General features: G+C 71.7%; 23 protein-coding genes. 5 read left to right on the top strand and 18 right to left on the bottom strand.

Annotated elements, in window-relative coordinates:
• Window positions 1-311 precede the first annotated feature (311 nt).
• Window positions 312-1,757 carry a PKD domain-containing protein gene (locus OG737_RS27150; RefSeq protein ID WP_405922095.1) on the top strand — a complete coding sequence of 482 codons (1,446 nt, stop codon included), beginning with the start codon at window positions 312-314 and terminating at the stop codon, window positions 1,755-1,757.
• A gap of 109 nt (window positions 1,758-1,866) precedes the next feature.
• On the opposite strand, the gene OG737_RS27145 is transcribed toward OG737_RS27150, so the two are convergent.
• Window positions 1,867-2,430 (bottom strand): DUF6434 domain-containing protein, encoded by a 564-nt coding sequence (locus tag OG737_RS27145; RefSeq protein ID WP_405922094.1) that lies wholly within the window; start codon window positions 2,428-2,430, stop codon window positions 1,867-1,869.
• Window positions 2,431-2,483: 53 nt separating this feature from the next.
• Between OG737_RS27145 and OG737_RS27140 the strand changes: the two genes are divergently transcribed.
• Window positions 2,484-3,077, top strand: a complete 594-nt coding sequence (locus tag OG737_RS27140; RefSeq protein WP_405677453.1) for a hydrolase — start codon at window positions 2,484-2,486, stop codon at window positions 3,075-3,077.
• Here OG737_RS27140 and OG737_RS27135 read toward each other — a convergent pair.
• Both OG737_RS27135 and OG737_RS27130 read right to left on the bottom strand, forming a co-directional pair.
• A complete protein-coding gene (locus tag OG737_RS27135; RefSeq protein WP_328928836.1) occupies window positions 3,043-3,522 on the bottom strand; it encodes an ATP-binding protein in 480 nt (159 codons plus the stop codon). The genes OG737_RS27140 and OG737_RS27135 overlap by 35 nt on opposite strands.
• A 108-nt stretch (window positions 3,523-3,630) precedes the next feature.
• Window positions 3,631-4,002 carry an STAS domain-containing protein gene (locus OG737_RS27130; RefSeq protein ID WP_328928835.1) on the bottom strand — a complete coding sequence of 124 codons (372 nt, stop codon included), beginning with the start codon at window positions 4,000-4,002 and terminating at the stop codon, window positions 3,631-3,633.
• 337 nt (window positions 4,003-4,339) lie between these two features.
• On the opposite strand from OG737_RS27130, the gene OG737_RS27125 reads away from it, so the two are divergent.
• Complete coding sequence (locus OG737_RS27125; RefSeq protein ID WP_328928834.1) at window positions 4,340-5,185, top strand: AfsR/SARP family transcriptional regulator; 846 nt, start codon at window positions 4,340-4,342, stop codon at window positions 5,183-5,185.
• Between the two features lie 8 nt (window positions 5,186-5,193).
• Here OG737_RS27125 and OG737_RS27120 read toward each other — a convergent pair whose 3' ends face one another.
• The 9 genes from OG737_RS27120 to OG737_RS27080 form a co-directional block, all read right to left on the bottom strand.
• Window positions 5,194-5,706 (bottom strand): flavin reductase family protein, encoded by a 513-nt coding sequence (locus OG737_RS27120; RefSeq protein WP_328928833.1) that lies wholly within the window; start codon window positions 5,704-5,706, stop codon window positions 5,194-5,196.
• 5 nt (window positions 5,707-5,711) lie between these two features.
• On the bottom strand, window positions 5,712-7,817 hold the full coding sequence (locus OG737_RS27115) for a tetratricopeptide repeat protein (RefSeq protein ID WP_405922093.1): 2,106 nt from the start codon (window positions 7,815-7,817) through the stop codon (window positions 5,712-5,714).
• A 51-nt stretch (window positions 7,818-7,868) separates the two neighbouring features.
• Entirely contained in the window at window positions 7,869-9,089 is a 1,221-nt protein-coding gene (locus OG737_RS27110) for a hypothetical protein (protein WP_328928831.1), read from the bottom strand.
• 347 nt (window positions 9,090-9,436) lie between these two features.
• Window positions 9,437-11,350 carry a beta-galactosidase gene (locus OG737_RS27105; protein ID WP_328928830.1) on the bottom strand — a complete coding sequence of 638 codons (1,914 nt, stop codon included), beginning with the start codon at window positions 11,348-11,350 and terminating at the stop codon, window positions 9,437-9,439.
• Window positions 11,347-12,384, bottom strand: a complete 1,038-nt coding sequence (locus OG737_RS27100) for a zinc-binding dehydrogenase (RefSeq protein ID WP_405922092.1) — start codon at window positions 12,382-12,384, stop codon at window positions 11,347-11,349. The genes OG737_RS27105 and OG737_RS27100 overlap by 4 nt, the downstream gene beginning before the upstream one ends.
• Window positions 12,381-13,343: an inositol monophosphatase family protein gene (locus tag OG737_RS27095; protein ID WP_405922091.1), complete on the bottom strand. Its 963-nt coding sequence runs from the start codon at window positions 13,341-13,343 to the stop codon at window positions 12,381-12,383. Before OG737_RS27095 ends, OG737_RS27100 begins: the two co-directional genes overlap by 4 nt.
• The gene (locus tag OG737_RS27090) at window positions 13,340-14,608 is read right to left on the bottom strand and encodes an aspartate aminotransferase family protein (RefSeq protein WP_328928827.1); all 1,269 of its coding nucleotides are present in this window, start codon (window positions 14,606-14,608) and stop codon (window positions 13,340-13,342) included. The genes OG737_RS27095 and OG737_RS27090 overlap by 4 nt, the downstream gene beginning before the upstream one ends.
• Before the next feature lie 238 nt (window positions 14,609-14,846).
• Window positions 14,847-15,449 carry an HAD family phosphatase gene (locus OG737_RS27085; protein ID WP_328928826.1) on the bottom strand — a complete coding sequence of 201 codons (603 nt, stop codon included), beginning with the start codon at window positions 15,447-15,449 and terminating at the stop codon, window positions 14,847-14,849.
• Window positions 15,446-16,744: an MFS transporter gene (locus OG737_RS27080; RefSeq protein ID WP_405922090.1), complete on the bottom strand. Its 1,299-nt coding sequence runs from the start codon at window positions 16,742-16,744 to the stop codon at window positions 15,446-15,448. The genes OG737_RS27085 and OG737_RS27080 overlap by 4 nt, the downstream gene beginning before the upstream one ends.
• A gap of 172 nt (window positions 16,745-16,916) precedes the next feature.
• On the opposite strand from OG737_RS27080, the gene OG737_RS27075 reads away from it, so the two are divergent.
• Complete coding sequence (locus OG737_RS27075) at window positions 16,917-17,675, top strand: DeoR/GlpR family DNA-binding transcription regulator (RefSeq protein ID WP_328928824.1); 759 nt, start codon at window positions 16,917-16,919, stop codon at window positions 17,673-17,675.
• A 60-nt stretch (window positions 17,676-17,735) separates the two neighbouring features.
• Here OG737_RS27075 and OG737_RS27070 read toward each other — a convergent pair whose 3' ends face one another.
• Window positions 17,736-19,556: an ABC transporter ATP-binding protein gene (locus OG737_RS27070; RefSeq protein ID WP_405922089.1), complete on the bottom strand. Its 1,821-nt coding sequence runs from the start codon at window positions 19,554-19,556 to the stop codon at window positions 17,736-17,738.
• 104 nt (window positions 19,557-19,660) lie between these two features.
• Window positions 19,661-20,980 carry a cytochrome P450 gene (locus OG737_RS27065; RefSeq protein WP_328928822.1) on the bottom strand — a complete coding sequence of 440 codons (1,320 nt, stop codon included), beginning with the start codon at window positions 20,978-20,980 and terminating at the stop codon, window positions 19,661-19,663.
• A 193-nt stretch (window positions 20,981-21,173) separates the two neighbouring features.
• Here OG737_RS27065 and OG737_RS27060 point away from each other — a divergent pair, with 193 nt between their 5' ends.
• Window positions 21,174-21,764 (top strand): Imm21 family immunity protein, encoded by a 591-nt coding sequence (locus OG737_RS27060; RefSeq protein ID WP_328928821.1) that lies wholly within the window; start codon window positions 21,174-21,176, stop codon window positions 21,762-21,764.
• Window positions 21,765-21,801: 37 nt separating this feature from the next.
• Here the strand turns inward: OG737_RS27060 and OG737_RS27055 are convergent, their stop codons facing one another.
• The 4 genes from OG737_RS27055 to OG737_RS27040 form a co-directional block, all read right to left on the bottom strand.
• Window positions 21,802-22,221, bottom strand: coding sequence for a peptidoglycan-binding protein (locus OG737_RS27055; RefSeq protein WP_405922088.1), 420 nt, complete (start codon window positions 22,219-22,221; stop codon window positions 21,802-21,804).
• Window positions 22,222-22,750: 529 nt separating this feature from the next.
• Window positions 22,751-23,626 carry a hypothetical protein gene (locus tag OG737_RS27050; protein ID WP_328928819.1) on the bottom strand — a complete coding sequence of 292 codons (876 nt, stop codon included), beginning with the start codon at window positions 23,624-23,626 and terminating at the stop codon, window positions 22,751-22,753.
• Between the two features lie 120 nt (window positions 23,627-23,746).
• A complete protein-coding gene (locus OG737_RS27045) occupies window positions 23,747-24,706 on the bottom strand; it encodes a GNAT family N-acetyltransferase (RefSeq protein ID WP_405677472.1) in 960 nt (319 codons plus the stop codon).
• Window positions 24,707-24,828: 122 nt separating this feature from the next.
• Complete coding sequence (locus OG737_RS27040; protein WP_328928817.1) at window positions 24,829-26,187, bottom strand: MFS transporter; 1,359 nt, start codon at window positions 26,185-26,187, stop codon at window positions 24,829-24,831.
• Between the last annotated feature and the right edge of the window lie 106 nt (window positions 26,188-26,293).

Raw genomic sequence — 26,293 nt, 5'->3', positions numbered from 1 at the left:
AGCGGCCCTGCTACAGGCTCCATGCATGCAGGCCGACACCCCGCGTCACGGCTGCCCGACCGAGCAGAGGCAGGGCAGCCTGTCCGTCCCCTTCAACTCAGAGACATAGGGAACCTGTGCCCAAGCGCCGACTCGTCATAGCCGCAGCTGCCCTCGCAGCCGGTGTTGGACTCATACCCGGCATGGCCCATGCCCAGCCGGTAGCCCCGGATCCCCACAGGGCAGCCGCTCCCGATGTGGACCCGAGCACAGCCGAAGCGTCCGGCGCCGAAGTCTTCAGCAGCTCTGCGGACCATACGGTCCGCAGAGTGGTGCCGTCCGCCCAAAGCCGGGCGGCCTCCGCCGCCGACAGCCAGGCCCTTGCGGTCAAGCTGGACAGCTGGGGCACTTCCGCACACGGGATGCTCGTCTATTCCACCTTCAGCGGCGCTGAAGGCCCGCTCGGCGTCGCCATCTCCTGGGGCGACGGCACCACAGAAGTGCTCACGGCCAACGCCTCCGAGCCGCTGGTGAGCAAGCACGCATACGCCGAGGTCGGCGAGTACACAGTCACGGTGACGGTTACCGACCCGACGACGAACACGCAGGCCGTGAACAAGGTGACGGTGAAGACGCTGGCCTCGGACTTCACCCCGCACGCCCCCTTGCGGCTTTTGGACACCCGCAACGGCACGGGGCAGGAAAAGGGCAAGGTCCACGCGTACAGCACGACCAGCATCAAGGTCACGGGCAATGGCACGATTCCCGACGGAGTCACCGCCGTGGTCCTCAACCTCACCGTCACCAACACCACTGCCAGTGGCCACATCATCGCCTGGGGCACTGGTCGTGACAGGCCAAAAACATCCAGCATCAACTACGCCCCCGGCGAGACCGTGCCGAACCTGGTCATCATGCCGGTCGGCAGAGACGGGTACGTGAACCTGGACAACAGGGGCTGGGAGTCGGTCGACCTCATCGCAGACGTGACCGGCTACTTCAACACGACCGCATCCAGCGGCTACACCTCGCTCTCGCCGACCCGGTTCGTCGACACCCGCGAGGGTCGGGGTACGGCCAAGGGCCAGGTCGCCGGGCAGGGCTCGTTCGGCGTGCAGATCGGCGGAGTGGGCGGCGTCCCGAAGGGCGCCACCGCCGTCTCGCTCAACGTGACGGTCACCAATCCGCGCGAGGCCGGGCACCTGACCGTCTATCCCAGCGGACAGGCGGCCCCGACCTCGTCCAACCTGAACTTCGCCGCCGGTCAGACGGTCGCCAACTCGGTCATCGTGCCGGTGGGCCCCGACGGCCGGATCATGGTCCGCAACGGTGCCTGGCAGCCCACCGACGTGGTCATCGACGTCAACGGCTACTACACGCCCGACAGCCGGGCTGCCTACGTGCCGAACTGGTGGGGCCCGGCCCGGATGGTCGACACCCGTCAGACCGGCACCCCGCTCGCCGCCCGTGACTACATGCACCTGCTGGACGCCCCTAACGTCGAGGCGTACGTCCTGAACGCCACGGTCACCAACACGACCGGAGTCGGATTCCTGTCGGTGGCCCCAGACCCGAACTCGCGCGAGCAGTACGAGAACGGCACCGCCACCCCGCCCGCGCGTCCGGTCGCCTCCACCCTCAACTGGACGGCGGGCAAGACGGCCGCAAACCTCGTCCAGGCGAGCCCGGCAGACAAGGGCATGGTCGCCTTCTGGAACCAGGGCTGGGAAAACATCGACCTGATCATCGACGACTTCGGCTACTACGGCACCGACTGATCCACCACGTGACACACCACGCAGCGTGGTGGTGCCCACACGAGGCACCACCACGTCAGCAGCAAGTCCCGATCTCGGCGGCCTTCGCTGTTCTGACGGAGGAGTGAGGTCAGTCGCGGGGGCGGGCCCGGTGGGCCCGCCAGGCGGCCAGGGCTTCGGTGCGGGCGCCGTCGGGGTGGCGGGCGTGCCAGTCGCGCAGGAACCGGTTGAACTCGAACTGGGCGGCGACCTCCTGCGGCTGCGCCGCCTGTGCGCGGGTGGCGTGCCAGTGGGCGACGGCCTCGGCGAGGGTGCGGCCCGTGCCCTGGGCCACGTACTCCCGCATGAAGGCGTCGAAGTGGAATGCGGGTCCGATCTCCCGGACGAAGAACTCCCGGAGCACCTGGCTGGACCGCTGCCCCGGCGGGATCACGGTCGCGCCGTCGACGGGGGCGGCCAGCTGACGGCCGCCCCTGCGGGCGGTGGGGGCCGGGGACGGAGCGGGTGCGGGCGGCATGCCGTCGAGCGCGGCGGCCAGCCGGGCCGTGACGGCGACCTTCCCGCCCCCGGCCGACAGGCCCATCTCGCGCGCCAGCGCGCTCAGCTCGGCCAGCGTCCAGTACCAGCGGGCCAGCTCCGCACCGGTCAGCGCCGGGGTCAGGGCAGGCCGGGACCCTTCGATATTCGCACTCATGTTCCCATTCTAGAGCCCTGCAGCCTTGGCTGAATGTCCAATAATGTCGGGAAATGACTGCTGACCCGACCCGCCTCGCTCTCGGCGAGGACACCGCCCTGGTCCTCATCGACCTGCAGAGGGGCATCCTGGACCTTCCCATCACCCGGCCCGCCACCGAGATCCTCAAGAAGGGGATCGCGCTCGCCGAGGCGTTCCGCGCCCGCAAGCTGCCCGTGGTCCTCGTCAAGGTGGCCTGGTCCCCCGACGGCGGCGACCTGCCCACCGCCAACGTGGACCGCCCGGGCCCGGCCGCGGCCCCGCCCGCCGCGTTCTCCGAGATCCCGGCCGACCTCGCCGCCCTCGCCGACGTGGTCGTCACCAAGCGCCACTGGGGCGCCTTCACCGGTACCGAGCTGGACCTCCAGCTGCGTCGGCGCGGCATCCACCACATCGTTCTGGCGGGCATCTCCACCAGCGTCGGCGTCGAGTCCACCGCACGGACGGCCTGGGAGCTCAGCTACGACCTGGTCGTCGTCGAGGACGCCACCGCCGACACGGACTCCGACTCCCACGCGCACAGCTTCGGCAAGATCTTCCCGCGCATCGGCAAGGTCAGCGCGACCGACGAGGTCATCGCGGCTCTGGATCCCGGACCGCGTTCCTGACCGGGTCCCTGACCGCCGCCGGGGCGGCCACTTCGAGCCAGACGCATTTGCCGTCCTGCTCGGGCTGGAAACCCCAGCTGCGCGCCAGGCGGTCCACGATCAGCAGCCCGTGCCCGCCGGGCCGGCCCGCCTGCGAGGGTGAGCGCGCCGGCGAGGGGACCGGCGGCGCCGGGTTCCCGTCGGTCACCTCGATCCGCAGCCGCTCGTCGTCGCAGTCCAGCAGCAGCGTGCTCGGCCCGCCGCCGTGCAGGCAGGCGTTGGCCACCACCTCGGACACCAGCAGCAGTACGTCATCGGCCGTGTCCCGCCCCTCCGGTGTGGCGGCCGGGAGCCAGTGCCATGCGGCCAGCGCCCGGCGCGCGAATTCACGGCTGCGCGTCACGACATCGGTGGCCCCGTCCAGTACCAGGTACCAGGTCCGGTCGGGTGACCCCCGCTCTTCCATGACGGTCAGACTCCTCCGTGTCGACGTGACGTGGCGCGTCCCAAAACGCGTCGAGGGGCGCATCCGCACTGCGCGCGGCCGTGTGCCCGCGCAGCCGGCTCCGCCAGGCTAGCGGGGCGGGCCGCTCGCCCCGCCCAGCGCTTCCGCGACATCGGCGTGCACGGGGAAGACCCCGTCCGCGCCGGTGATGTGGAACATCCGGGCGACCGACCCGCGCAGCCCGGTCAGTTCCAGGCTGCCGCCGGCCTCCTGGGCCGAGAGCCGGCTGTGCAGCAGCACGTTCAGCCCGGTGGAATCGCAGAATCCCAGCCCCGACAGGTCCACCACCAGTCGGCCACCCTGGGTGACCGCTGCGTCGAGGGCATCGCGCAGGGGCTGCGCCGTGTCGTGATCCAGCTCCCCCGCCAGCTCAAGGACGACGGCTCCGTCCACGGTCTGCACCGCGACGGTGAAGCGTTCGTTGTCCGCTCCCGGAATCATCCGGCATCACCCTTCCGTCCTGTTCCTGCACCTTCCCAGAAGCCACGGGGATACGCCTCCTCCGCGTGCTATGTGGGACACGTGGGACGGGGGCGGTGGCGGGGGCCGGCCGGGCTCCCGGACGCACCGCGTTCGGGAGCCGTCGCGTGGCGGCCGGATTCTGCCCGTCTGACCCCGATTGGCCTGTTCCGGCTGGTGACACGCGGTCCGATGACCCGTATCCATGACGTGCGTACCCGGGGGGACTCCGGCTCGCGCGTCGACCGACAGCACTGGCGCCCCGCGGCGCCGACACGACTTGGGGTGGCACTCGGTGTTAGCCAAACGGGCGAGATCCATGACGGCCTACGGTGTTCGGCACGCTCCTGACGCGGACCGCCCCAGGTACCTGATCCTGGGCCCGGTCGAGGTGCACCTCGCGGGCCGCCCGTGCACGCCCACGGCGCTCAAGCGCCGGGCCCTGCTCGCCCTCCTGCTGCTGCACGCGAACAAGACCTTCTCCGTGGACACCCTGATCGACGAACTCTGGGACGGCCGCCCGCCCAGATCCGCGGTGGCCACCCTGCAGATGTACGTGTCGGGGCTGCGCCGGACCCTGGACCCCGGGCACAGCCAGGGCGGCCGGGACCCCCGGCAGCACCCCCTGCTGCGCACGGCCGGTTCCGGGTACATGCTGCGCGTGGGTCCGGGAGAACTGGACCTCGACGGCTTCCGCAAGGCGGCCGCACTCGGCCGCGGCCTGCTGGCCTCCGGGGACTGCCGCGGTGCGGGCGAGGCGTTCCGCGACGCGCTGGCCATGTGGCGCGGGTCCCCGCTGGGGGACCTGGGCCAGGCGGGACTGCCCGCGCACTACGGTGTCCGGCTGGAGGAGGAACGGCTGGCACTCATACATGACCGGATCGGTGCGGACACCTGTCAGGGCCGCGCCCGCGAGGTGGTCGGCGAGCTGGAGGAGCTCTGCGCCCGCCATCCGCTGCGCGAGGCGTTCCGCGAGCAGTTGATGCTCGCCCTGGCCGACACCGGGCGCCGCGCCGGGGCGCTGGACGCGTACACCCGCGCGCGGCGCGCGGTCGTGGAGAACATGGGCATCGAGCCCGGTCCCGCGCTCCAGGCGGCGCAGCGCACGCTGCTGGGCGGTGGGCGGCCCGCGAACGCCGGCCACGAGCGGTGCCGCCGCGGGTAGGGGCTGCGTCAGCCCAGCCGCCAGTCGAGCCTCCGCCGGAAGTACACCAGCGGCTCGCCCTCGTTCAGGACGCACTCCCCGACCTCGCCCACGAGGATCACGTGGTCGCCGTGGGTGAACACCGCCCCGGCCCGGCAGTTCAGGTACACGGGCACGCCGAGCAGCCGGGGCACCCGGTCGTCCCAGCTCCACCGCACACCGGTGAACTTGTCCTCCGCGCCGCCGGCGAACACCGCGGCGAGGTCGGTGTCCCCGGCGCCGAGCAGGTGGACCCCGAAGGCCGTACCCGGGCGCGGGTCCAGCTCGCGGCAGGTCCGCGAGCTGCGGGCCAGCGCCACCAGCACGGAGGGCGGCCGCACGCTGTACGAGCAGACCGAGGACACCAGCAGTCCGCACGGCCGACCGTCGGCCCGCCGTGCGGACACCACGGCGACCCCGGACACCAGGCGTGACATCGCCTCGGTGAACAGCCCCGCCGTCTCGCTCCGGCCCTGCGGGGCCCGGCCCTGCCGCAGGCTCATCGTCCCTACCCGGCCGCGAGCAGGCAGGAGTCCCGGTGGCTGAGCGCGTCGGGGTCCTCGGTGGCGGCGAACACCGCGTCGAAGTCCGCCGCCGCCTCGGTGAAACGGCCCGCCGCCTCGTGGACCACGGCCCGGTTGAAGCGGAACTCGGGACGGTCGGCGAGCTCCACCGCGCGGTCGAAGTCCGCCGCGGCCGCGGCCAGGTCGCCCGCGGAGTAGGCGAGTTCGGCCCTGACGGCCCAGGCTTCGGCGAGCTCGGGATCGCTGCGCAACGCGGCCTCGACGGCGCGGACCGCTTCCGCTGGCCGCCCGTCCTCGGCCAGCAGGCGCCCGTGCAGGCACAGCAGATGCGGGTGCTCGGGGGCCAGCACGAGTCCGGCGGCCGCGCTCTCCAGCGCCGCCTTCGTCTCACCGAGGTCGTCCAGCACCCCGGCGCGTCCGAGCAGCGCCTCGACGTGCCCGGGGTCGAGCTCCAGGGTGCGGTCGAAGTCGGCGAGCGCGCCCTGGGCGTCGCCCAGTTCCATCCGGGCGTCGCCCCGGTTGTAGTACGCCTCGGGGAAGGGCGGTTCGAGGCCGAGCGCCGTCTCGTAGTCGGCGATCGCCTCTTCGGTGCGGCCCAGTTTGCGCAGGATGTTGCCCCGGTTGAAGTAGTGGTCGGCGAAGTCGTTGTCCGCGTCCATGATCTCGGCGTAGTCCTCCAGGGCCGCCTCCAGCCGGCCGCTCATGCCGTTGACCTGGGCCCGGTTGTAGCGCAGCCCGACGCGGTGCCAGGTGCGCTCGCCGAGGCCCAGTTCCCGGTCCAGCCGTTCCATGCCCTCGTCGAGCAGCCGGAGCGCCTCGTCGGGCCGCTTGGCCCGGACCTCCACCAGGGCGAGGCCGTTGCGGTTGAACACCGAGTAGAAAGCGCGCTCCTTCGGGTCCGGAAGCAGGTCCGCGATGGCGATGGCCTGGTTGACCCAGGCGCGGGCCTTGCGCTCGTCGCGGCGTTCCTCGGGGTAGTGGCGGGCGTAGAGCATCCCGATCTCGTAGGCGAGCTTCATGTGGTGCGCGGGGTCGATGGTGGCGGTCCGCGCCTCCTCCTGGAGGACCGCCGACTCGTCGGGGCGGCCGGCGGCCGCCAGGCACACCCCGGTCTCCCGGATGAAGATCCACCACAGGTCGGGGCGTTCCGCCGGGTCCACGGCCAGTCGGCCCGCCTCGCCCAGTTCCGCGGCCGCGTGGTAAAAGCCCAGGTACTTGCACCGGTCCAGGGCCCACCGCAGGGCGTCCAGTCCCGCGCCGCCCGGGTCGCCGCCGCGCATGAGGTGGTACGGCAGGGCCCCGAGCCGGAGCGATGACTCGCCCGCTTCCGCCCGCTCCGTCAGGTCCGCGGCCCGCCGGTCGTGCAGGGGGGCCCGCTCGGCGGGGGCCAGCCGCTCGTACGCGCGCAGCAGCGCGGGATCGTCGTCGGCGCCGTCGGCGTCCACGTACCGCTGAGCCGCGGCGGGACCGGCGGACACCTCGTCGGGGACGGGGGCAGGGGCCGAGCCCGTGATCCTGGTCGTGTACGCGCCGAGCGCGGCGGGCAGCGAAACGGACAGCGTGCCCGGCGGATCGGCCAGTTCCCCGGCGTCGGTGCACACCACGATGGTGAGCAGCCCGGCGGGGATCCTTCGCACTGCGGCCGCCAGGAACTCCTGGTCGGTGGCATCCGCGTGCTGGACGTTCTCCACGACCAGGGTCCGCGGCCCGTCGCCGGCGTCGGCCAGCGCGGTGAGGAGGAAGTCGACCAGGCCGTGCGAGACGCGCAGCGAGTGCAGCCGCGCCGGATACCGGCTGACCTCGCCCGGGGCCGCCGACTGCTGTTCCAGGGCGCGGGTGATCGCCGGTACCAGGGGCTTCAGCTCCGGGGTGCTCTCCTGGAGTTCGATGTAGTGGCGGTCGGCGAGGGCGGGCCGACGGCGGAGCCCTTCGGGGGCGACGGCCCGGAGCAGGGTGCCGGCGGCGGTGTACGGGCCGCGCAGCCGCCGGTGCGCGTCCACGGACGCGAGGAGGGGAGGCAGTTCGAGGCCGGCCCGCAGCCGGTCGCGCTCCGCGCGCTGCGGAGCGGAGATCCAGTAGTGGCCGCTCATGGGCCTGCCTTTCACAGAAGTGGCCGTCGGGAACCCCGTCCGGGCGTTCCCTCAGGCGATGACGTGGTCGAGCCGGGACCGCCGGCTGCGCAGGCGCTCCCTGACGGCGATCCAGAGGGCGAGGCCCACCTGGGCGAAGGTCAGCAGCAGGAAGACCGAGGAGTCGAGCAGGAGGACCCAGTCCGCTCGGTGGCCCGCACCGAAGCGGTCGAGGGAGGCGGTGATCATCTGCAGGAAGACCGGGCCGAGCCCCAGCAGGAACGTGCTCAGGCTGATCGTGTACCCGACGAGGATCAGCCAGGAGTACCAGCGCGCCGCCCGCCGGTCCACGGGGTGCCACGTGCCCTCGTCCACCAGCAGGTGGGTCCGTCCGACGAGCCGGTTGAACCGGTTGCGGAGCATGCGCACGGAGGTGGTGTGCAGGTCCACGCAGCCGAGCGCGGTGGTGATCAGCACGTAGACGTCGGTGCGCAGATAGAGGAAGAACTGCCAGAGCAGCCGGATGACCGCGGCGAACGCCACGGCCAGGCACACCCGGCCGACGAGCGCGTCCCCGCCGCCCGGTCCCATGGCGTCGGCCACTGTGATCAGCAGGCTGATCAGGACGACGTCGGCGACCATCCCGGCCAGGATCGGCAGGTAGCGCTTGCGGCGCTCCACCGCGACCAGGCCGTCCAGTGAGGTCTCGACCACGAGGAAGTAGAAGCGGTACGACATCCGGGTCCGGGAGCGGATGCCGAGGCGGCGTCCGGCCAGTGCGTGGAACAGCTCGTGGACGGCGATCAGCGGGACGGCGACGATCAGCAGGACCCCGTTGATCACCGCGTAGTAGTCGCTGAACAGCAGGTCCCGCGCGGTCGGTACGAGATCGGGCTCCAGCAGCATGCGCAGCACCGCCCAGGCGGTGATCGCGCCGTAGCAGATCCAGGCGGCCGGCGAGAACAGGGCCCGTCCGAGCCGCTGCCAGCGCACCGGCTCCGGCGCGGCCGGTTCCTCGTCCGCCGCACGGACGAAGCCGAGTTCGTACAGGGCCTCGACGACGTCCGCGACGTCGGCGCGTTCTCCGTACTCGGCCTCGTACCAGTCGGCGGCCTGCGCGGGTGTGGCCCCCTCCTGCAGGCGGCGTACCAGCTCGGCGCCGTCCGGCGGGAAGATCGCGTAGGAGTCGGTGTCCTGACGGCCGATGGTGACCTCGCCGCCGTCCTCCAGGTAGACCAGCGGGTGGAGCGCCAGCGGCGCGTCGTCGGAACTGCGGAGATCTCGGTCCGCCATGGCGCTGCTCCCTCTCTGCCTGTTCTCCCGGGTGGCATCGGGCCCCGGCCGCGGCCGGGGCCCGATGCCGGACTCACCTGACGCGAGGTCAGGCGGGGTTCGGGTAGACCTGACAAGCGGAAGACGTGAGGCGGACGGGGCCGGCCTTACGGATCTGGATCTTCTTCATCTGTGCACCTCCTTCGCAGGATCGGGGGCTGTGCTCCCATCCTGGAGAGGGCCTCCAAAACTTCTCCATACGTCCGCCAAATTCCCTTCACACGGCGGGAGAGGCCGTGGAAGGGAGGGGGCAAGGGGCGGGCGGCGGGAGGCGCGCTGTCAGGTGCGCTGTCCCGCCGCCCGCGTTCTCAGGAGGCCGCGACGCGCGTTGCGTCGGCCTGCTCGCCGGCCCGGGTGAGGGCGACGGGTGCGGTGGACGGCGGGGCCGGGGTGGCCAGCCAGCCCAACAGGGCGTCACCGCGGGTGACGACGACGGCGGCGGAGCCCGCCGGGAGGTGCAGCTCCCACCCGCCGTCGGGGCCGGTGATCCGGTCGTCGCCGTCGGTCGGGTTGAAGGCGCCCGTGATCCGTACGCCGCCCGGGCCGGTCCGGGCGAGTACGAGCGCCCGCCGGTGCTCGGACGTGCGGCGCGGTGCGCCCGCCGAGGGCAGCGCGGCCACGAAGGCGGCCACCGCACCGTCGGCCGGGACGTCCGGGGCGAGCCTCAGCTCGCCCGGCGCCCGGGGGTCGTCCGGCGCCCCGGGGTCGTCCGGCGCTCCACCGTGCGGCGCTCCGGCGCGCAGGATCCCGACGGGGATCCCCTGGCCGTCGCCGCTCTGCCGGGGGTGCTCGTCGAGCCATCCCAGGCCGATCAGCCTGCCGCGCTCGCGCAGCTGCTCCTGTACGGCGTCGGCGAGTTCCCCGAGCGCGGTCCGGCCGGCGCGCTGCCAGGCACCGGACTCGGGCAGGGCCCGGTCGAGGAGGACCAGCGCGTCGCGTTCCGGCTCGCTGTCGAGGAGCAGGCCGCCGAAGCGGTCGAGGAACGCGGCCAGCAGCCGCAGCCCTTCGGCGTTCGCGGTGTGAGCGCCGGCCTCGGTGAGCGGGGCTCCCGGGCAGTACGGGGGCGCGTGCAGGGCGGGGTCGACGCCTTCGGCGCGCAGTCCCACGGGGTCCATGTCCACGAGGCCGCCCCAGCTGCCCGCGGCGCAGGCGGTGTAGACGCTGACCGTGGTGGAGCCCAGCAGCAGCGCCAGCAGCGCGTTGAACACCGGCGTGCACGGCTGGGCGTAGGTCTCGTCGGTCCAGGTGAAACCCCAGTTGGCCTCGACCACATCGGTACCGCCGAGCATGATCCCGGTCAGGTGGGAGGAGAAGGCCGCGGTGTCGCGGGCCGGGTTTCCGACCCACTCGGTGTGGCCGGCCAGGTGCCGGGAGCCCTTGACCGCGCGCTGCCGGGCGGCCCACGCGTCGAGGGCTCCCGGTGCCGCGGTGCTCGCCAGCGGTACGTTGGCCAGCCGGGCGGGGCCGGCCGGGAAGAGGTCGGATATCCGGTCCCACAGGCCCACGATGGCGTGGCCGCACCACTGGGACCACTGGACCCGCAGGGTGCCGCTCCACCGGTCGAGGTCCTGGGCGGCCAGTGCGGCCTCGTCGGTCAGGCCGCGCTCGGTGAGCCAGTGCGCGAAGGCCTCGCGGGCGGCCGGTGAGGCGTCCTGGGCGTCGACGCGCAGGCTCGCCTCGCCGGCCATGCCCTCGTTGCCGAGCTGGAGCGCGACCACCGGTCCGTGGGGCGCCGCGGCCTTGGCCACGACCTCGTCGGCGACGGCGCGCAGCCAGGTCTCGGCCTCGGCCGCGACCGCCGGGTCCAGCAGGCTGGGCAGCGGCTTGTCCTGGGAGGTGAGCACCGTGCCGTCCAGGCCGCGGTACGGGGTGTACGCGGGCCCGCAGAGCCGGTCGGGCAGCCCGCCGAGCTGGACCTCGGCGTGGATGAAGGGGCCGGGTTTGAGGAGTACGGCCAAGTCCGCCTGGGCGGCCAGCTCCAGGAATCCCGCCACGTCGCGCTGTGGGTCGGTCCGGCCGGTGAAGTCGAAGGTCCGCTCCGTACCCTCACCGGTCTCGTGGAACCGCCACGGCAGGTAGCAGGACACGACGTCGACGCCGAGTCCGCGCAACGCCCGCAGGTTCGCCTCCCAGTTGGCGGGGTCGGCCCGGTAGTACGGGTACTCGCCGACGACGACGGGGCGGCCTGCGCCCGGGACCAGGGCCTCGTTGATGCGGGTCATGCCGCCGCCTCGGAGTGCGGGGGTACGAGGACGACCTTCAGCGCGGTGTACCGGGAGCCGGGGACGGCGGCGAGGGCCTTGAACGCCTCTTCGTGCTCCGCGAGCGGGAAGCGGTGGGTGACCACACGCTCCAGCGGCAGGGTCCGGGCGAGCTCGATGGCCTTGGGGAAGATCTGGCTGTTGTAGTCGCCCGCGCCGATGATCTGCAGCCCGCGCTGGAGCAGACTCAGCGGGCGCACCGTGGCGGAGGCGTTGCTGTTGAAGCCCATGATGACGACCCGGCCGCGCAGCGCGGCGTAACCGATGCTCTGCTCCAGGAGGCTGCCGACGGAGTCGACGACCAGGTCGCCGCGCGCCGCGAGTTCGCTGTCGGCCGGGGTGTGGACGGTGACGCGGCCGCCGAACTCGGGGGCCTCGAACACCTCGTGGTCGAGCTGTCGGCGCACCGGGTCGGGTTCCACGAGCATCACCCGGGCTCCGTACAGCTGGGCGGCCATGGCGGTGACCACGCCCATGGGTCCGCCGCCGACGACGATCGCCGTCTCACCCGCGACGAGCCGTCCGGCTTCGAGGTTGTTCAGGGCACAGGCGAGCGGCTCGACGACGACGGCGCGGTCGAAGCTCATGCCGTCGGGTACGGCGTGGCAGAAGAGTTCGGGGAGCCGGATGAACTCCGCGAAGGAGCCGTCGTAGTCCAGGCCGACCTCGGTGCCCGTCTTGTGGCCGCAGAAGTTCAAGTGGCCTTCGAGGCAGGTGGGGCAGTTGCCGCAGTACAGGGTGGGGTTGACGATGACCCGGTCGCCCACGGCGAAGCGGGTGACGCCCTGCCCGACGGAGTCGACGGTCCCGACGGCTTCGTGCCCCATCACCACACCGGTCTCGGCGGGGAACTTGCCCACGAGCACGCTGCGGTCGGTGCCGCAGATGCCGCTCTGTGCGACGCGGATGACGACGTCGTCGGCGCGGGCGGCCTGCGGCTTCGGGTGGTCGACCAGGGCGAGCGTGCGGTCGGGGCCCAGCGTCAGCGCCTTCATGATGTCTTCCTTGTCGCCGGGGTGGTGGTGCCGCCGAGGTCCCAGTGGACGGCGTCGAGCAGCTGCTTGTGGAGTTCGGGGGTGGAGGCGGCGATGCACGACTTCTGGTTCATGGGGCCGAGGTCCACGAGTGAGGTGGGGCCCAGGTCGTCGCCGTAGGCGTCGGTGATCACCAGGCCGGCGAGGCGGGCGAGGTAGACGGCGGCCGCGATGTCGTAGGGGAAGAGGTGCAGGATCGAGCCGCGGCCCACGCGCCGGAACTCGTCCTCCGTCTGCGGGTGGTCGCGCAGGACCCGGTTGCCGATGTCGACGAAGGCGTCGAGCTGGCCGGTGATGATGCGCGAGATGGAGAAGGTGCTGCTGTTGAAGACGAAGATGCCGCCGGTGTTGGCCGACCGGTCGACCAGGTGGGCGTAGGCCTCGGTCATCAGTCGCATCGGGTGGCCGTTGAACTCGATCGACCAGAACATGCTGGCCAGGTCGGTGTTGCGGCTCAGGCGCGGCACGGGGGTGTGGAAGCCGCCGCTGGAGAGGCCTTCCTGATCGTCCCCGTAGATCCACGCGCCGCTCTTGATCTCCACCAGCAGGGCGGCGGTGACGTCGGCGAGGGTGGGCGCCCCGTCTCGGTAGGGGGCGGCGGCGATGGACACCATGCCCATCTCCAGCCCGGCCGAGGTCGGGCGGGTGCCGTCGATCGGGTCGACGACGAGGAGCACCTGCGGGTCGGGCGCGAGCTCGACGTACGAACCGTCCTCGGTGTAGAGGGCGAGGGGGATCCCGGCGTGTGCGCGCAGGTGGTCGATCACGGCCCGCTCGGCCACCTCGTCCACGTCGAACTGGGCGTCGCCGCCGGGCGAGTCGCCGTGGACCTGGCGGGCGAGGCCGCGGTCCGCGTAGGCGAGGAGTTCGGTGCGGACGTGCTCGCCGAGTTCCGTCAGCAGCTTCTTCAGCTCTTTCATCGGGTCAGCTCCGCGAGGAAGAGGTTCTCCAGCTTGTCGCAGATCTCGTCGGCCTGCTCCATCGTGAGGATCAGCGGCGGGCGGATCTTGAGGACGTTGCCGTAGCCGTAGCGCGAGGTGCGCAGGATCAGCCCGTGTTCCATGGCCTTGTCGGCGAGGTGGTTGGTCAGCTTGACGGCGGGCTTGCCGTCGAGTTCGGCGATCTCGAAACCGATCATGAGGCCGACGCCGCGGACGTCCACGATGGCCGGGTAGCGGCGTTGCATGTCGCGGAGGCGTTCCATGATGTGGTCGCCGGTCCTCGTCACGTTCGCGAGGAATTCCGGCCGGCGCACGATGTCCAGCGTGACGTTCGCGGCGGCGGCCGCGAGCAGGTTGGAACCGTAGGTGAAGGAGTGGTGGTTCGCGGGCAGTCCGGCGAGCCGCTCGTTGGTGAGGATGGCGGCCACTTGCGCGCCCGATCCGCCGAGGCCCTTGGCGGTGGTGATCGCGTCCGGCTCGACATCGAAGTACTGGGCCGCGAACATGTGGCCGGTACGGCCGATCCCGGTCTGGATCTCGTCGAAGATCAGGGCGATTCCCTGCTCGTCGCAGAATGCCCGGAGTTTTTGCATGTAGCCGTCCGGCGGGACGATGTTGCCGCCGTTCCCGGATATCGGCTCGATCAGGACGGCGGCGACCCGGCCACTGCTGGCGTAGTCGACGAAATCCTCCAGCCGGTCCACGCACATCATTCCGCACGTGTCCTTCTGCTGCCCGTAGAAGCAGCGGAAGCAGTAGGGGTCGGGCACTTGCAGGCTGCCCGGGAAGAGGTTGGGGAACGGTTCGCGGCGGAATGAGTTGCCGGACATCGAGGTCATCATCATCGTCTGGCCGACATGGCTGCGGAACAGGGTGATGACATCGGACTTGCCCGTGGCGAGCTGGGCCATCTTGATGGCCCCTTCATTGGCGGCCGAGCCGCCCGACACCTTGGGGTGCACCTTCGTCAGTCCGGCCGGTGAGGTCTCCACGAGCCGCTGGACGAGCCCGTTGACCGGGTCGCTCTGGTAGGAGGAGGTCAGGTGGACCACCTTGTCGAGCTGCTCCTTCATGGCCGCGATGACGGCCGGGTGGGAGTAGCCGAGGCTCAGGTTGAACGTCGCCGACGCGCAGTCGAGGTAGCGCCTTCCGTCCTCGTCGTACAGGTAGACGCCCTCACCCCGCTCCATCTTGCGTTCGCTGACGGGGTAGTAAAGGTGATCGGTGACAACGGTGCTGGCCATTTTTCCTTCTCACGCAGGTAAGGGAAATACGTCAAGGCTGTGAGAGCAATGCATGATTCATCCAAAAGGCAGGGAACTGGCGGCCGCCGCACCGTGGTTGATTCATCGGTGGCGGCGGCCCGGATTGTTTACCCGTTCAGATCGGGCATCGGCGCCTGCTCATTCATACGATCACATCTCAAGTGACGGCGGCAAGTGCCAATTTGGGACATGTAAGTCACTTCGCGTACCGGGAATTTCAGCCAGGAAATAGCGCGGCGAGGGCCCCGGTGGAGCTGAAGACATGCCCCTGCAAGCCCAGTTCACGGGCCGCCGCGACGTTGTCCACGCGGTCATCCACGAAGAGGATCTCCCCGGCGGGCAGCGTCAGTTCATGTACACACCACGCGTAGGCGGCGGGCTCCGGTTTGGCGCTGCCGATGCGACAGGAGAACCCGACGACCGCGAACAGGTTCAGCCACGGCTCGCATGTCTCGTACCGGTCGGCCAGTTCCTCGGGGATGTTGGACAGCAGGCCGAGCGTGAGGCCCCGGTCGGCGAGGGTGCGGATCAGGTCCACGCAGTCCTGGTCGACCTCGCTCCAGCTCGCCACGTCGGCCGCGATCAGCTCGGCGGTCAGGCGCTCGTCGAGCGGGATGTCCAGGTCGTCGCAGACGCCTTTCCAGTAGGCGGGACCGGTCACGTCCCCGCGGTCGTACGGGGTGCGCCGCGACCAGTACGCCGCCCAGAACCGCTCGCGTTCCACGCCGGCCGTGCGCTCCAGCACGGCCTGGGAGGCGGGTGACTGAAGGCGTGCGATGACGCCGAACATGTCGAAGAGGACGGCTTTCACGGCTGTCATCCTTGGGCTCCTCGGGTCGGGACGGTGTCCGGGCGGGCCGCGGAGCGCGAGCCGGTCTCCGGGGCGGCCTCGGGGTCGGGGGCCGAGTCGAGGTCGGCCTCCGGGTCGGCTTCCGGGTCGGCTTCCGGGTCGGGGGCGTTCTTGCGCAGCCACACGCTGAGGACGGCGCAGACGGCGGCGAGCGCGAACAGCACCAGCGGCGCCGCCCGCACGTCCATAGTGTCGATCACCCCGCCCAGCAGCGGCGGGAAGGCCACGCCGCCGATCATCGAGGCGGCGATCACGTACGCCCCGGCCGCGGCGACGCTCGGCACGGCCCGGTTCAGCCAGGGCAGGCAGGTGGGGAAGATGGGCGCGATCATCAGGCCGACGCCGAAGTAGGCGTACGGCGCGAGGGCCGGGACGGTCGCGAGGAGCAGGAAGCCGGCCATGCCCGCGCAGCACACGGTCAGGATGGACGGCGCGGACCAGCGCAGGCTCAGGGGGACGATGACGAACCGGCCGATGGTCATCGCCGCCCAGTAGGCGGAGGTCGCGGTGGCGGCGGTGGCGGCGCCGTAGCCGACGGCCTCCAGGTGGGTGGGCTCCCAGCCGCCGACGCCCGTCTCGATGGCCACGTGCAGGACGTAGACGCCGACGAACGCGGCGATGACCGGCAGGACGCGCGCCCCGCCCGCCCGGCCGGCCTCCCCTCCGGCGGGCTCCGGCTCCCGGGCGGCCACGCCGCCGAGGGTGAGCAGGATGAGCAGGCAGACGACGCCGATGCCGACGAAGATCTCCGGATAGCTCTCCGCTCCGAGCCAGCCGACGAGGGCGGGACCGGCGATCGCGCCCACCCCGAAGTGGCCGTTGAGCAGGTTCAGCATCGCGGTGCTGCGACGGCCGAACCCGACGGCGAAGAGCTGATTGAGGCCGTAGTCGATGCCGCCGAAGCCCAGCCCGATGACCAGGGTGCCGGCCAGCGCCAGGATCCAGCTCGGCGAGAACGCGAAGACCGCCGCGCCCGCCGCCATGAGCACGTAGGAGCCGCCGAGCAGCGTGCGGTTGCTCAGCCGCCCCCGCAGCACGTGGTAGATCAGCACACCCAGCAGCGCGCCGACGAAGTGGGCGCTGAGGCTGAGCCCGGCCACGGCGGGGCTGATGCCGAACTCGTCCCGCAGTGCCGGGATCGCGGGACCGTACAGGGCCTGCAGGGCGCCGATCACCACGAAGGCGGCGCACGAAGCGATGATCGCGACGGTACTGAGCAGCGGTGCGGCCTTCTCGGACGGGTCGGCCTCAGGGGTGGCGGACATCGCTCTCCTCATCGTTGCTTGATCGAATGAACATCGCCGATGTTCATTAGAGCCATCAGATCACACACAACGGCGCACTTTACTCAGTTTTGATGTTCGATACCACAGATCCGCTGTGCACCGACGCCCCCGGCAGCTCCCTCCCTGTGCTAAAAGCAGACACATGAACGTGATGGAGAGACACAGGTTCGTGGTCGCGCTGCTCATGAAGGAGAACCGCGCGACCGTCGCGGAACTGGCCGCGGCCACGGGTGCGTCGGAGATGACCATCCGCCGCGACCTGGAGGTACTGGAGTCCCGCGGGGCCCTGCGCCGGGTGCGGGGCGGCGCGGTGAGCAACCTGCCGGGCGGGGCCGAGCCGCCCTACGCGATCCGCGCCATGTCCGGCGCGCAGGCCAAGGAGCGCCTCGCGGCCACGGTGGTGAAGCTGCTCACCGACGGCGAGACCGTCGCCCTGGACACCGGAACCACCGCCGTGGCCGTCGCCCAGGCGATGGCCGGCCGGAAGCTCACCGTCACCCCGCTGTCCCTGCACGCCGCCTTCACGCTCTCCGGGCATCCGGGCATCCAGCTCGTGCTGCCCGGCGGCCAGGTGCGCCCCGAAGAGCTTTCCTTCTACGGCAGCACACCGCTCCAGACGTTCCAGGACCTGTGCTTCGACACCTTCATCCTGGGCTGCTGCGGCGTCGACCCGGTCCAGGGCGCCACCGCGTACAACCTGGACGACGTACAGGTGAAGCGAGCCGCCGTGGCGGCCGCGCAGCGGGTGATCCTGGTCGCGACCGCCGACAAGCTCGGCCGTGCGGCGCTGGGCCGCATCTGCACGATGGAGCAGATCGCGCTCATCGTCACCGACGCACCGGAGGACTCGCCGGTGGTGGAGGAACTGCGGGCGCAGGGCGTGGAGGTGGTCCACCCGACGGACGGCTGAGCCCGGTACGGCCGAGCCCGGCGGGGCGGGGCCCGGCGGGGAAAGACCGCCGGGCCGAGGTCAGTGCAGGTCCGCCCCCGCGGGGGTGTCGTCCAGGAAGCCGCCCGACTGGTGCTGCCACAGCTTCGCGTAGGCCCCCTCCGCGGCGAGCAGCTCCTGGTGCGTGCCCTGTTCGACGATCCGTCCGCGGTCGAGGACGACGAGCCGGTCCATGGTGGCGACCGTGCTCAGCCGGTGCGCCACCACGAGCGCGGTCCGCCCCTCCATGAGCCGCCACAGCGCCTCCTGGACGAGGATCTCGCTCTCGGAGTCCAGGGCGCTGGTCGCCTCGTCGAGCAGCAGGATCGGCGCGTCGCGCAGGATCGCCCTGGCGAGGGCGACCCGCTGGCGCTGTCCGCCGGACAGCTTTACCCCGCGCTCGCCCACCATGGTCTCGAAGCCGTCGGGAAGCGCGTCGGCGAACTCCGTGACGTGCGCCGCCTCGGCCGCGCGGCGGATCTCGGCGTCGGTGGCGCCCGGCCGGGCGAAGGCGATGTTGTCCCGCAGCGTGCGGTGGAACATCGCCGGATCCTGCGGCACGTAGGCGATCAGACTGCGCAGGTCGGCCTGGCGCAGCCTACTGATGTCCTGGCCTCCGATCAGGATCCGGCCGCCGTCGATGTCCGTCATCCGCAGTAGCAGCCGGCTGAGCGTGGTCTTGCCCCCGCCGGACCGGCCGACCAGACCGATCTTCGCCCCGCTGGGCACGGCCAGGTCGAGGCCCTCGAAGAGCGGCTCCGCGCCCGAGTGGGCGAAGTCCACCCGTTCGAAGCGCACGTCGGCGGCCCGGGACAGCAGCGGCTCCGGGCACACCGGGTCGAGTACGGTCGGCGGCGTCAGCAGCAGTTCGGTGAACTGCGCCGCCTCCGTCATCGAGCTCTCCAGGCGGCGGTAGATCTGGTTGAACTCGAACATGATCCGCGTCGCGTTGGAGTAGTAGGTGAAGGCGACCACGACCGCCTCCACGCCGTGCCCTCCCCCGGCGAGCGCGACGGCCACCAGCAGGCCCAGCCCGTTGGTCAGCACGGACATCGGCGCGACCAGCGTGTCGATGCGCAGGTTGCCGTAGTCCCACGAGCGCAGCATGAGCCGCCGCGACTCCGCGACCCGCGACCGGTGCTCGGCGGCCTCGCGCTCCTCGGCGGCGAACGCCCGGACCGTGTCCATGTTCATCAGACTGTCGGCGACGTGACCCGAAACCCGGGCGATCGCCTCCTCCCGCTGGTCGACGAGCGCCTGGCGGCGACGGATGAGGGGCGCCGTGCACAGCGCCGTGACGGCGATCATCGCCAGGAGCCCCACGACGAGCAGCGGTTCGTAACTCCACAGCACCACCGATCCGAACACCAGCGGCACCAGGCTGCCCACGACCGAGAACGTCAGCGTGTCGACGAACTCCTCGAAGCGTGAGGCGAAGCTCAGGACCCGCTTGGTCAGCGACCCGGCGAAGTTGTCGTGGAAGAACGCGGCGTCCTTGGCGAACAGCTCGTCCATGCCGATCACGTACAGGTGCTCGACACCGAGGGCGTCCAGGCGGTTCAGGCAGTGCAGCCCGATGCGCCACAGCATCTCCGCGAACAACAGGACTCCGGCGAAACCGAGGACATAGGGCAGCGCCCAGCCGATGCCGGTGCGGGTGCCGGTGTCCCCCGCGATCCTGCCCACGAGCTTGGCGACGACCAGCGGCGCGACGTAGTTGATGCCGATGTTGCCCAGCGCCGGGAGCAGCATCGCGGGCGCCGTCAGCCAACGCCGTCGGCCCAACTCCCGTGTGTAGTAACGGAGCGCGAGGAACACCGAACCCCTGCGCCGTGAACTTTCGTGCGATTCGGGCGATCCCATACCAACCCTGCCTTGTCGGACCGTCACGTCAGAAAACGGAGTGTCCCGCAAGGGCGTCGGCGCGGTCCAAGCGTTTTCTTCCGCCCGTACCGACAGGCTCGGCGTCAGCCCAGCGTGGCGGGCGTCGGGCCGTCGGGGCGGACGGTGATGCCGTAGGCGGCCTTGGCCGGGGTGGAGTGGAAGCGGGGGGTGTGGGCGGGCAGCAGGTGTTCGAGGAGGACGGTCGACTCCCGGAGGGCGAACTGCAGGCCGAGACAGGCCCGGGGCCCGATGCCGAACGGCAGGTAGCTCCCCGGATGGGTGGGCCGCCGTCCGGGGGTGGTGAAGCGCCCCGGCTCGAACCGCCCGGGGTTCTCCCAGAGCCCGGGGTCCCGGTGCGTGAGGTACGGGCAGACCAGCACGTCGGTGCCGGCCTCGACCTCGTATCCGGCGAGGACGTCGTCCTGCGCCGCGCAGCGCGGCAGTATCCAGGCGGACGGGTAGAAGCGCAGCGTTTCATGGACGAGCGCCTGGACGGCCTGCCGTCGCCCGGTCGAGCCTTCGACGCCCGCGGCGAGGGCCTGTTCCCGTGCCTGCGGGTTCTGGTCCAACAAGAGGTAGAGCCAGGTCAGGGTGGTGGCGGTGGTCTCGTGACCGGCGACCAGCAGGGTGACCAGCTCGTCGCGGATCAGCCGGTCGGTGTACTCGGGGCGTGTTCCGGCCGCGTCGAGCAGGACGTGCAGCAGGCCCGGGCCCTCGGGTCCGGCCCCGCCGTCGCGGGCGGCGGCGATGGCGTGGCTCGCCACGGCGTCGACGGCGGCCAGCTCGGCGGCGACCGCCCCTTGGGCGGCGGCGCCGTCGGCGGGCAGGCTGGGCAGCGCGGCCACCACGGCGGTTACGGCGGCCAGTTCACGCTCCGTCGCGGGGTCCAGGGGATGTCCGGTCAGGGCCCGCCAGATGGTGTCCAGGGCGAAGCGGCGCATCTCGTCGCCGACGTCGAGGACCTGTCCGGTGCGGGCGTACCCGGCCCAGCGCACCGCGGTGGTGCGGGCGGCCTCGGTGATCCGCTGCTCGTAGCGGCGCATTCCCGGGCCGGTGAACTGGGACTGCAGCAGCCGCCGTTGCCGCTGCCACGCTTCGCCCGTCGCGGCCAGGACCCCGTCGCCGATCAGCAGTCGGGCGCGGTGCGAGCGCTTCACGTACCGGTCGGGATGGAGCGCGAGCACGTGCTGCACGGCCTCGGGGGCGGTGACCAGGACGGTCGGGCGCGCACCGAGCCGGAACGCGGTGACGCCTCCGAGCCGTTCGCGCGCCTGGGCGAACAGGTCGATGAGCTCCCCTCCTCCGGCCTGCCACTGCCCGACGGCGGCGGGATCCAGCTCGGGAACCCGGCGACCCGCCGGGGACGGGCTCGGGAGGGGGCCGGGGCGTGCTTGGGTGGCCACAGGGCTGCTCCAGCGTCGTCGCGGGCGGATGCGGGCATCACGCACTGTAGGGGAGCAGGCGCACTGGGCGACAGGCCGCCTCTGTCTGCGCCACCCGCTCCCCTCCCCCTCCCTGACCTTCGCCGACATGCGTCTACGCCTGCTCCTGCTCCTGCGCCGATACGTTGTCGGTGGCCGGGGGCACACTGGCGGCATGAGTTCTTCGTCTTCCGCTGCGGCCGCTGCTCCCCCTGCCTCTCCTGGCTGGGTGGAGTCTTTCGGCGGCCCACTGATCGCCGTCCCCGTCTCGGCGCTGGACGCATGGCACGGGTGCACGGACAGCGGGGTGACCGCAGGAGACGCGACCGCTGCGGACGACTACGACAGGGCCTGCGCGGTGGACGATCTGGCCGCTGCGATCGCGGTGGGTGAGAACGGTGCGCTGGCGCTGGTGCTGGGGGACGAACCCGCCACCAGCTGCTTCCTGACCGAGCACCGCACCTTCCTGCGCTGGCTGGCCGCAGACTCCGCGGCCGGGCTGATGTCCGCGGCCGAGGCCGTCCTCTCCGATCCCGCCACCAGGTGGGAGGAGTGCGGCTCGTGGGTGACGGACGGCCCGGCCGTACTCATGGACTCCGCCGAGGCGGGTGCCGGACTGGACGTCGAGTATCCCGGCGGGGGGCTGCCCGCACAGGCGCCGGTTCCGCTGCCCGCTGGTCGCTGGAGGATCCGCGCCGTCCACACCAAGGCGGACGAGGACAACTGGGTCGGCCTGGTCCAGCTCCTGCCCGTCGACCCCTCGTGAAGAGCCTTTTATGTTCCAGATTGCGTCACGCCGGCGATCAGCAAACGAAATCCGGCCCGTTGGCCCAGAAAACAAGGGACGACCATGTCTGAGCTCCGATGAGTCCGTCCACGGTAATGCCGGCGCAAGCCTGGAACCGCCTCGTCGCCGCGTTGGTGACCGGGCCGAAATTTCCGTCTTCGGCCAGGTCTGCGCCGCTCATGGCCCTGTTCAGATAGCACTGGGCTTGTTGGACTGCACGTCCCGAGGAGCCGATCTTGAGTGTGGGACGACGGATGGTGTAGTTGCAGACGTCCGCCGCTTTCGTCGTCGCCCCATGATTCGACTCTGCTTCGATCGCCGCACTGGTCGCAGAAGGGGCGCTCTCAGGTACCGCGACGGCCGTGCCTCCTGCAAAGGCGAGAGGGACCACTAGGGCCACAGTAGTGAGCAAGCGTCGCATGTTCAGCACCTCCACGGGCGCAGTTTCATTTAACACAGACTGCTTTACGCATCAATTAGCAAGGTCCGTCCGGCGAACAGCCGAGGGCCCGACTCGCATCCACATGCCCTGGAGCCAGAACTTCGGTGCAGCTCCCCCGTCGCCACTGCCATAGACGCTCTTCACGCAATAAACAACGGACTTCACGCGTGCTGAATTGCAGTCAAGTACACTGCATTCGTCTGACGCTTCGGGTCTCCAGCAGCCGACAAATCCAGATTACGCCTTCAGGCATGCATGAGCATCCGAGCTGCGCCTGGTTCGCGACCACGAGCACCACCCGGCCCCCTCAGCCTCCCGCGTCCCCTGTGCCTTCCACGCTCGAGGGCGTGGTGACCTGGGTGACGAGCCGTCGGGCTCCTCTTCGGACAGGTCCAGGTGCAGGTCGTCCGGAGTTCGCGGAGACCGGTGGGGTCACACGTTCCCACTTGAGTTCGTAGCCCGGGGTTCGACACGAGCACGTGCCCTTCACGGTGACCCAGCGCTTCCTCTTGCGTCCCGGCGGCTACGTCGGCGACAGCACGATGCGCACCAGGTACGGCAGCACCGCGCTCACCCCGGCGTCGTGGTCCAGCAGCACCGCCACCGGGCTGTGGCCCTGGGAGTGCAGGGCGTCCAGGGGGTGGGACCACTGGGCGCAGGGGAGCGGCCGGGGAGCATCGGACTCCTGTTCCCGGCCGATGGCGGGGAACAGCTGCGGGACGGGGCGTCCGGCCGCGCGGGCGCGTCGACGGGACAGGGTGCGCTCCACGGCAGTACGGGCGGCCTCGGCCAGGGTCGCGCCCGTGGCGACGACCGTGTCCCGCTCCGGGCCCGGGGCACGCTCCGGCTCCGGTTCCGCGCGCGGGGCGAGCGCGACGGCGCAGGCGGGCAGGGAGAGCAGACCGGACAGGTCATGCGCGACGTGCTCGTCCTCGGACCGCAGGGCGCGCAGCAGCGCGTCGGGGACGGCGTGGCCCTCCCCTGCCAGGCTCAGCCTGGGCACACGGGTCCCGGGCGCCCTGAGGCGGCCGGCGAGGAGGGCCTCGCAGTGCTGGGCGAGCCCCGATTCGAGGGCGCTCACCCAGGTCAGGCCCGCCGCTACGCCCACCGGGGAGCCCGACGCGGGGACGGGCACCCGGCGCAGCGCGCCCGTGGCGAGGTCGAGGCCCCAGGCCCCGGCTGTGGCGGGTGCGGCGGATACCGGGCGTATCGCCGCGTGGGCCGCGAGCTCGGTGAGTGCCGTCTCGACGTCCGAGGCGGCGTCGACCACACCGGGCAGCAGCTCCGCCGCCCGGTCCAGCAACGTACGTGCACCGAGAGCCGGGCCGCCGACCCGGGACAGGAACGCGGCCCGGGCCTCGGCCTCGGTCGAAGCGGCGGTCAACTCTTCGGTGCTCATGTTCGGTCGTCCCTCTCCACGGGTTCTTCGTGGGGCCCATGGAAGCGAGGGTGGATATTCGCCGGATAGACGCACGATCTCGCCCGCCCGCCCACGTGGCCATGGCCCGGCCCGGCGCACTCAGTGGGCGGACAACACCAGGCGGCGGGCGTCGTTGCGGTACCCCACGCGTTCGAAGGCCGCGGCCATCGGTGTGTTCGTCAGGTCGGTGTCGGCGCGGACCTTCTCCGGATCGGTTTCGGACACCAGGATCCGGGTGATCTCGGCCAGGATCTCGTCCGCGTATCCACAGCCCCGGTGTTCCGGCAGCACGCCCAGGTATCCGACCACGGGGAAGGCGTGGTTGCGGGAGGGGAGGCCGAAGCCGACGGGCTCGCCGTCGGGTGTCCGGGCGACCCGCCACCAGGACCGGTCCCCCGGCATGGTGTCGCGGTAGAACGCGACGTCCTCGCGGGCCTGGGCCTCGGGGCCGATGCTCTCGGCCTCCTTCCGGGAGGCCGTGTCGAGGCTGTCCGTCAGGACCCGGCGGAACAGGCCGACGAAGACCTCGTCGTCGGGCTCGGCGGCGAAGAGCAGACGCCCGGTGGGCTCCGGGAGACCGGTCCGTGGTGTCCACTCGTAGCGCAGCCGTTCCACGGTCACCGGGAGACCTGCGCGCCGGGCCGCCTCCTGCCGCCAGGCCACGGCCGCGACCGTGTCGGGCCGGTCGTGCCAGTCACCGGGGAGGGAGAGGTGGTACTCGGGCGCGGCGCTCGCGCCTGCCCCGGCGTAGACCGCGTGGGCGGCGGCCAGCAACCCGGCTGCCACGGTGGTGCGTTCGGCGGCGGACCGGACCGATTCGTGGACGAACACGCCGTCGAGGGCGCCGGGCAGGTCCTCGTCCGGGTCACCCCACCAGACGGCGAGGGCGAGCGGCGAGCCGCCGGAGGCGTCTTCGGCGATCCAGGTCCAGTCGGGGCGGTACTCACCGGCGGAGAGCCGGGCCGTGTACGTGTCGGCCGTCATCCCGCCGGCCGCGTCGGTGACGATGAGCGGGAGGAAGCGGCCGAGGTCGGACGCTGCGGTGGGGCGGAAGATCACATTGACTCCGGATCGGTGGAGGGGGCGGCGCGGCCCGATCGGGGCAGGTCGATCGCCTTCGAGGGTATGCAGGTTGCGCCGACCGGATGACGGTTCGGCCGAGGTGTTCGTCAGGTACCTGTTCAGGGGCCCGTTGTGACAGGGGGCCCGGCCGCGTTCGGCACGCTCTCCCGTTCGACGGGTGACGGGATCTCGGCGGGCGGTGGGGGCAGCGCGGTGATGGTGTGACGGCGCCCGGCCACGGCGGTGGCAGCCAGGATCAGACCGGTGCAGCAGAGCAGCAGGGCACTGCCGCGGTCGCGGGCCGTGCCGAGGAGTCGGCCCACGGTGGCGGCGAACGGCCCGCCGGGGTCCACCAGCGGGCTCAGGACCTGCGAGGCGAGCGGTCCGGCCAGCAGGTAGCCGAGCAGGGTGCCGCCCTGGGTGAACATGCGGCGCAGGGCGAAGACCCGGCCCTGGGCCTCGGCGGCCACCGCGGACTGCCAGAGCACTTGGGCGCAGCTGGTGACCACCGGCAGGCCGAGGAAGAACGTGAAGGCGGCCACGGCCAGGAGGCCCGGGCGCGGGAAGAACCCAGCCAGCAGGACCGCGACCCCGCTGAGCACGGTGGCCGCGGTGACCCAGGGCAACGGGCGGCGCGGGGTGGACCAGATGGACATGGCGACACTGCTGATCGCCAGGCCGAGCCCCCCGGCGGTGCTGACCATGGCCACCGCGGCGTTCTGCTCGGCCTCGGGGGTGGCGGCCAGGACGAGGGGCAGCAGCAAGGCCGTGGCGGTGGCCTCGGCCGCGTTGAGGACGGTGACCAGGCGGAGCAGGTGTTTCAGTCCGGGCTGTCCGGTGAGCAGCCGTCGGCCTTCGGTCAGCTCGGCCCGCCAGCCCGGGCGTTCCCGGGGGCTGCCGGTGTGCTCCGGGCGGCCGGTCGACTCGGGGAAACGGGCGAGCAGCAGGGTGAGCAGCCCCAGCCCGAACGAGACGACGTCGACCAGCAGGACGGCGCGCAGCCCACCCGCGCCGAGCAGGACGGCGGCGAGCATCGGACCGAGCAACTGGGCCCCGGCCAGGGCGGTCTGGGTCATCGCGCTGGCCCGGCCGCGTTGTTCGGGCCCGACCATGCCCGTGACGGCGGCGGCGAGCGCCGGCCACTGGAAGGCCGCGCAACAGGACTCCACGATGATGACCGCGTACACCTGCCAGACGGCCAGGTGCCCGGTCGCCTGGGAGGCGGCCATGGCCACGGCCGCGAGCATGGCCGCCGCGTCCGCGCAGAGCAGCACGGTGCGGCGCCGGTAGCGGTCCACCAGGACCCCGGCGACCGGGGCGGCCAGCATGCCCGGAGCGAAGCCGAGCAGCAGACCGGTGGCGAACTGGGTGACGGAGCCGGTCTGTTGGTAGATCCACAGGCCGAGGGCGAAGCCGGAGATGCTGGATCCGAGTGCGGTGACCAGCCGGCCGACCCAGACGAGCACGAAGGTGGTCATGGCAGGCCCACGGGGGGCGGGGCGAGGGACAGGGGCATGGGGCGGCTCCGTTCGGAGGCTGCGGCGGGACGGGGAGGCACGGGACGGGGAGACACAGGGGCGGGGG

Origin of the sequence: Streptomyces sp. NBC_00122 (assembly GCF_045160845.1) — a bacterium.
Taxonomy (GTDB): Bacteria; Actinomycetota; Actinomycetes; order Streptomycetales; family Streptomycetaceae; genus Streptomyces.
This window is presented reverse-complemented; position numbering and strand designations above follow the sequence as displayed.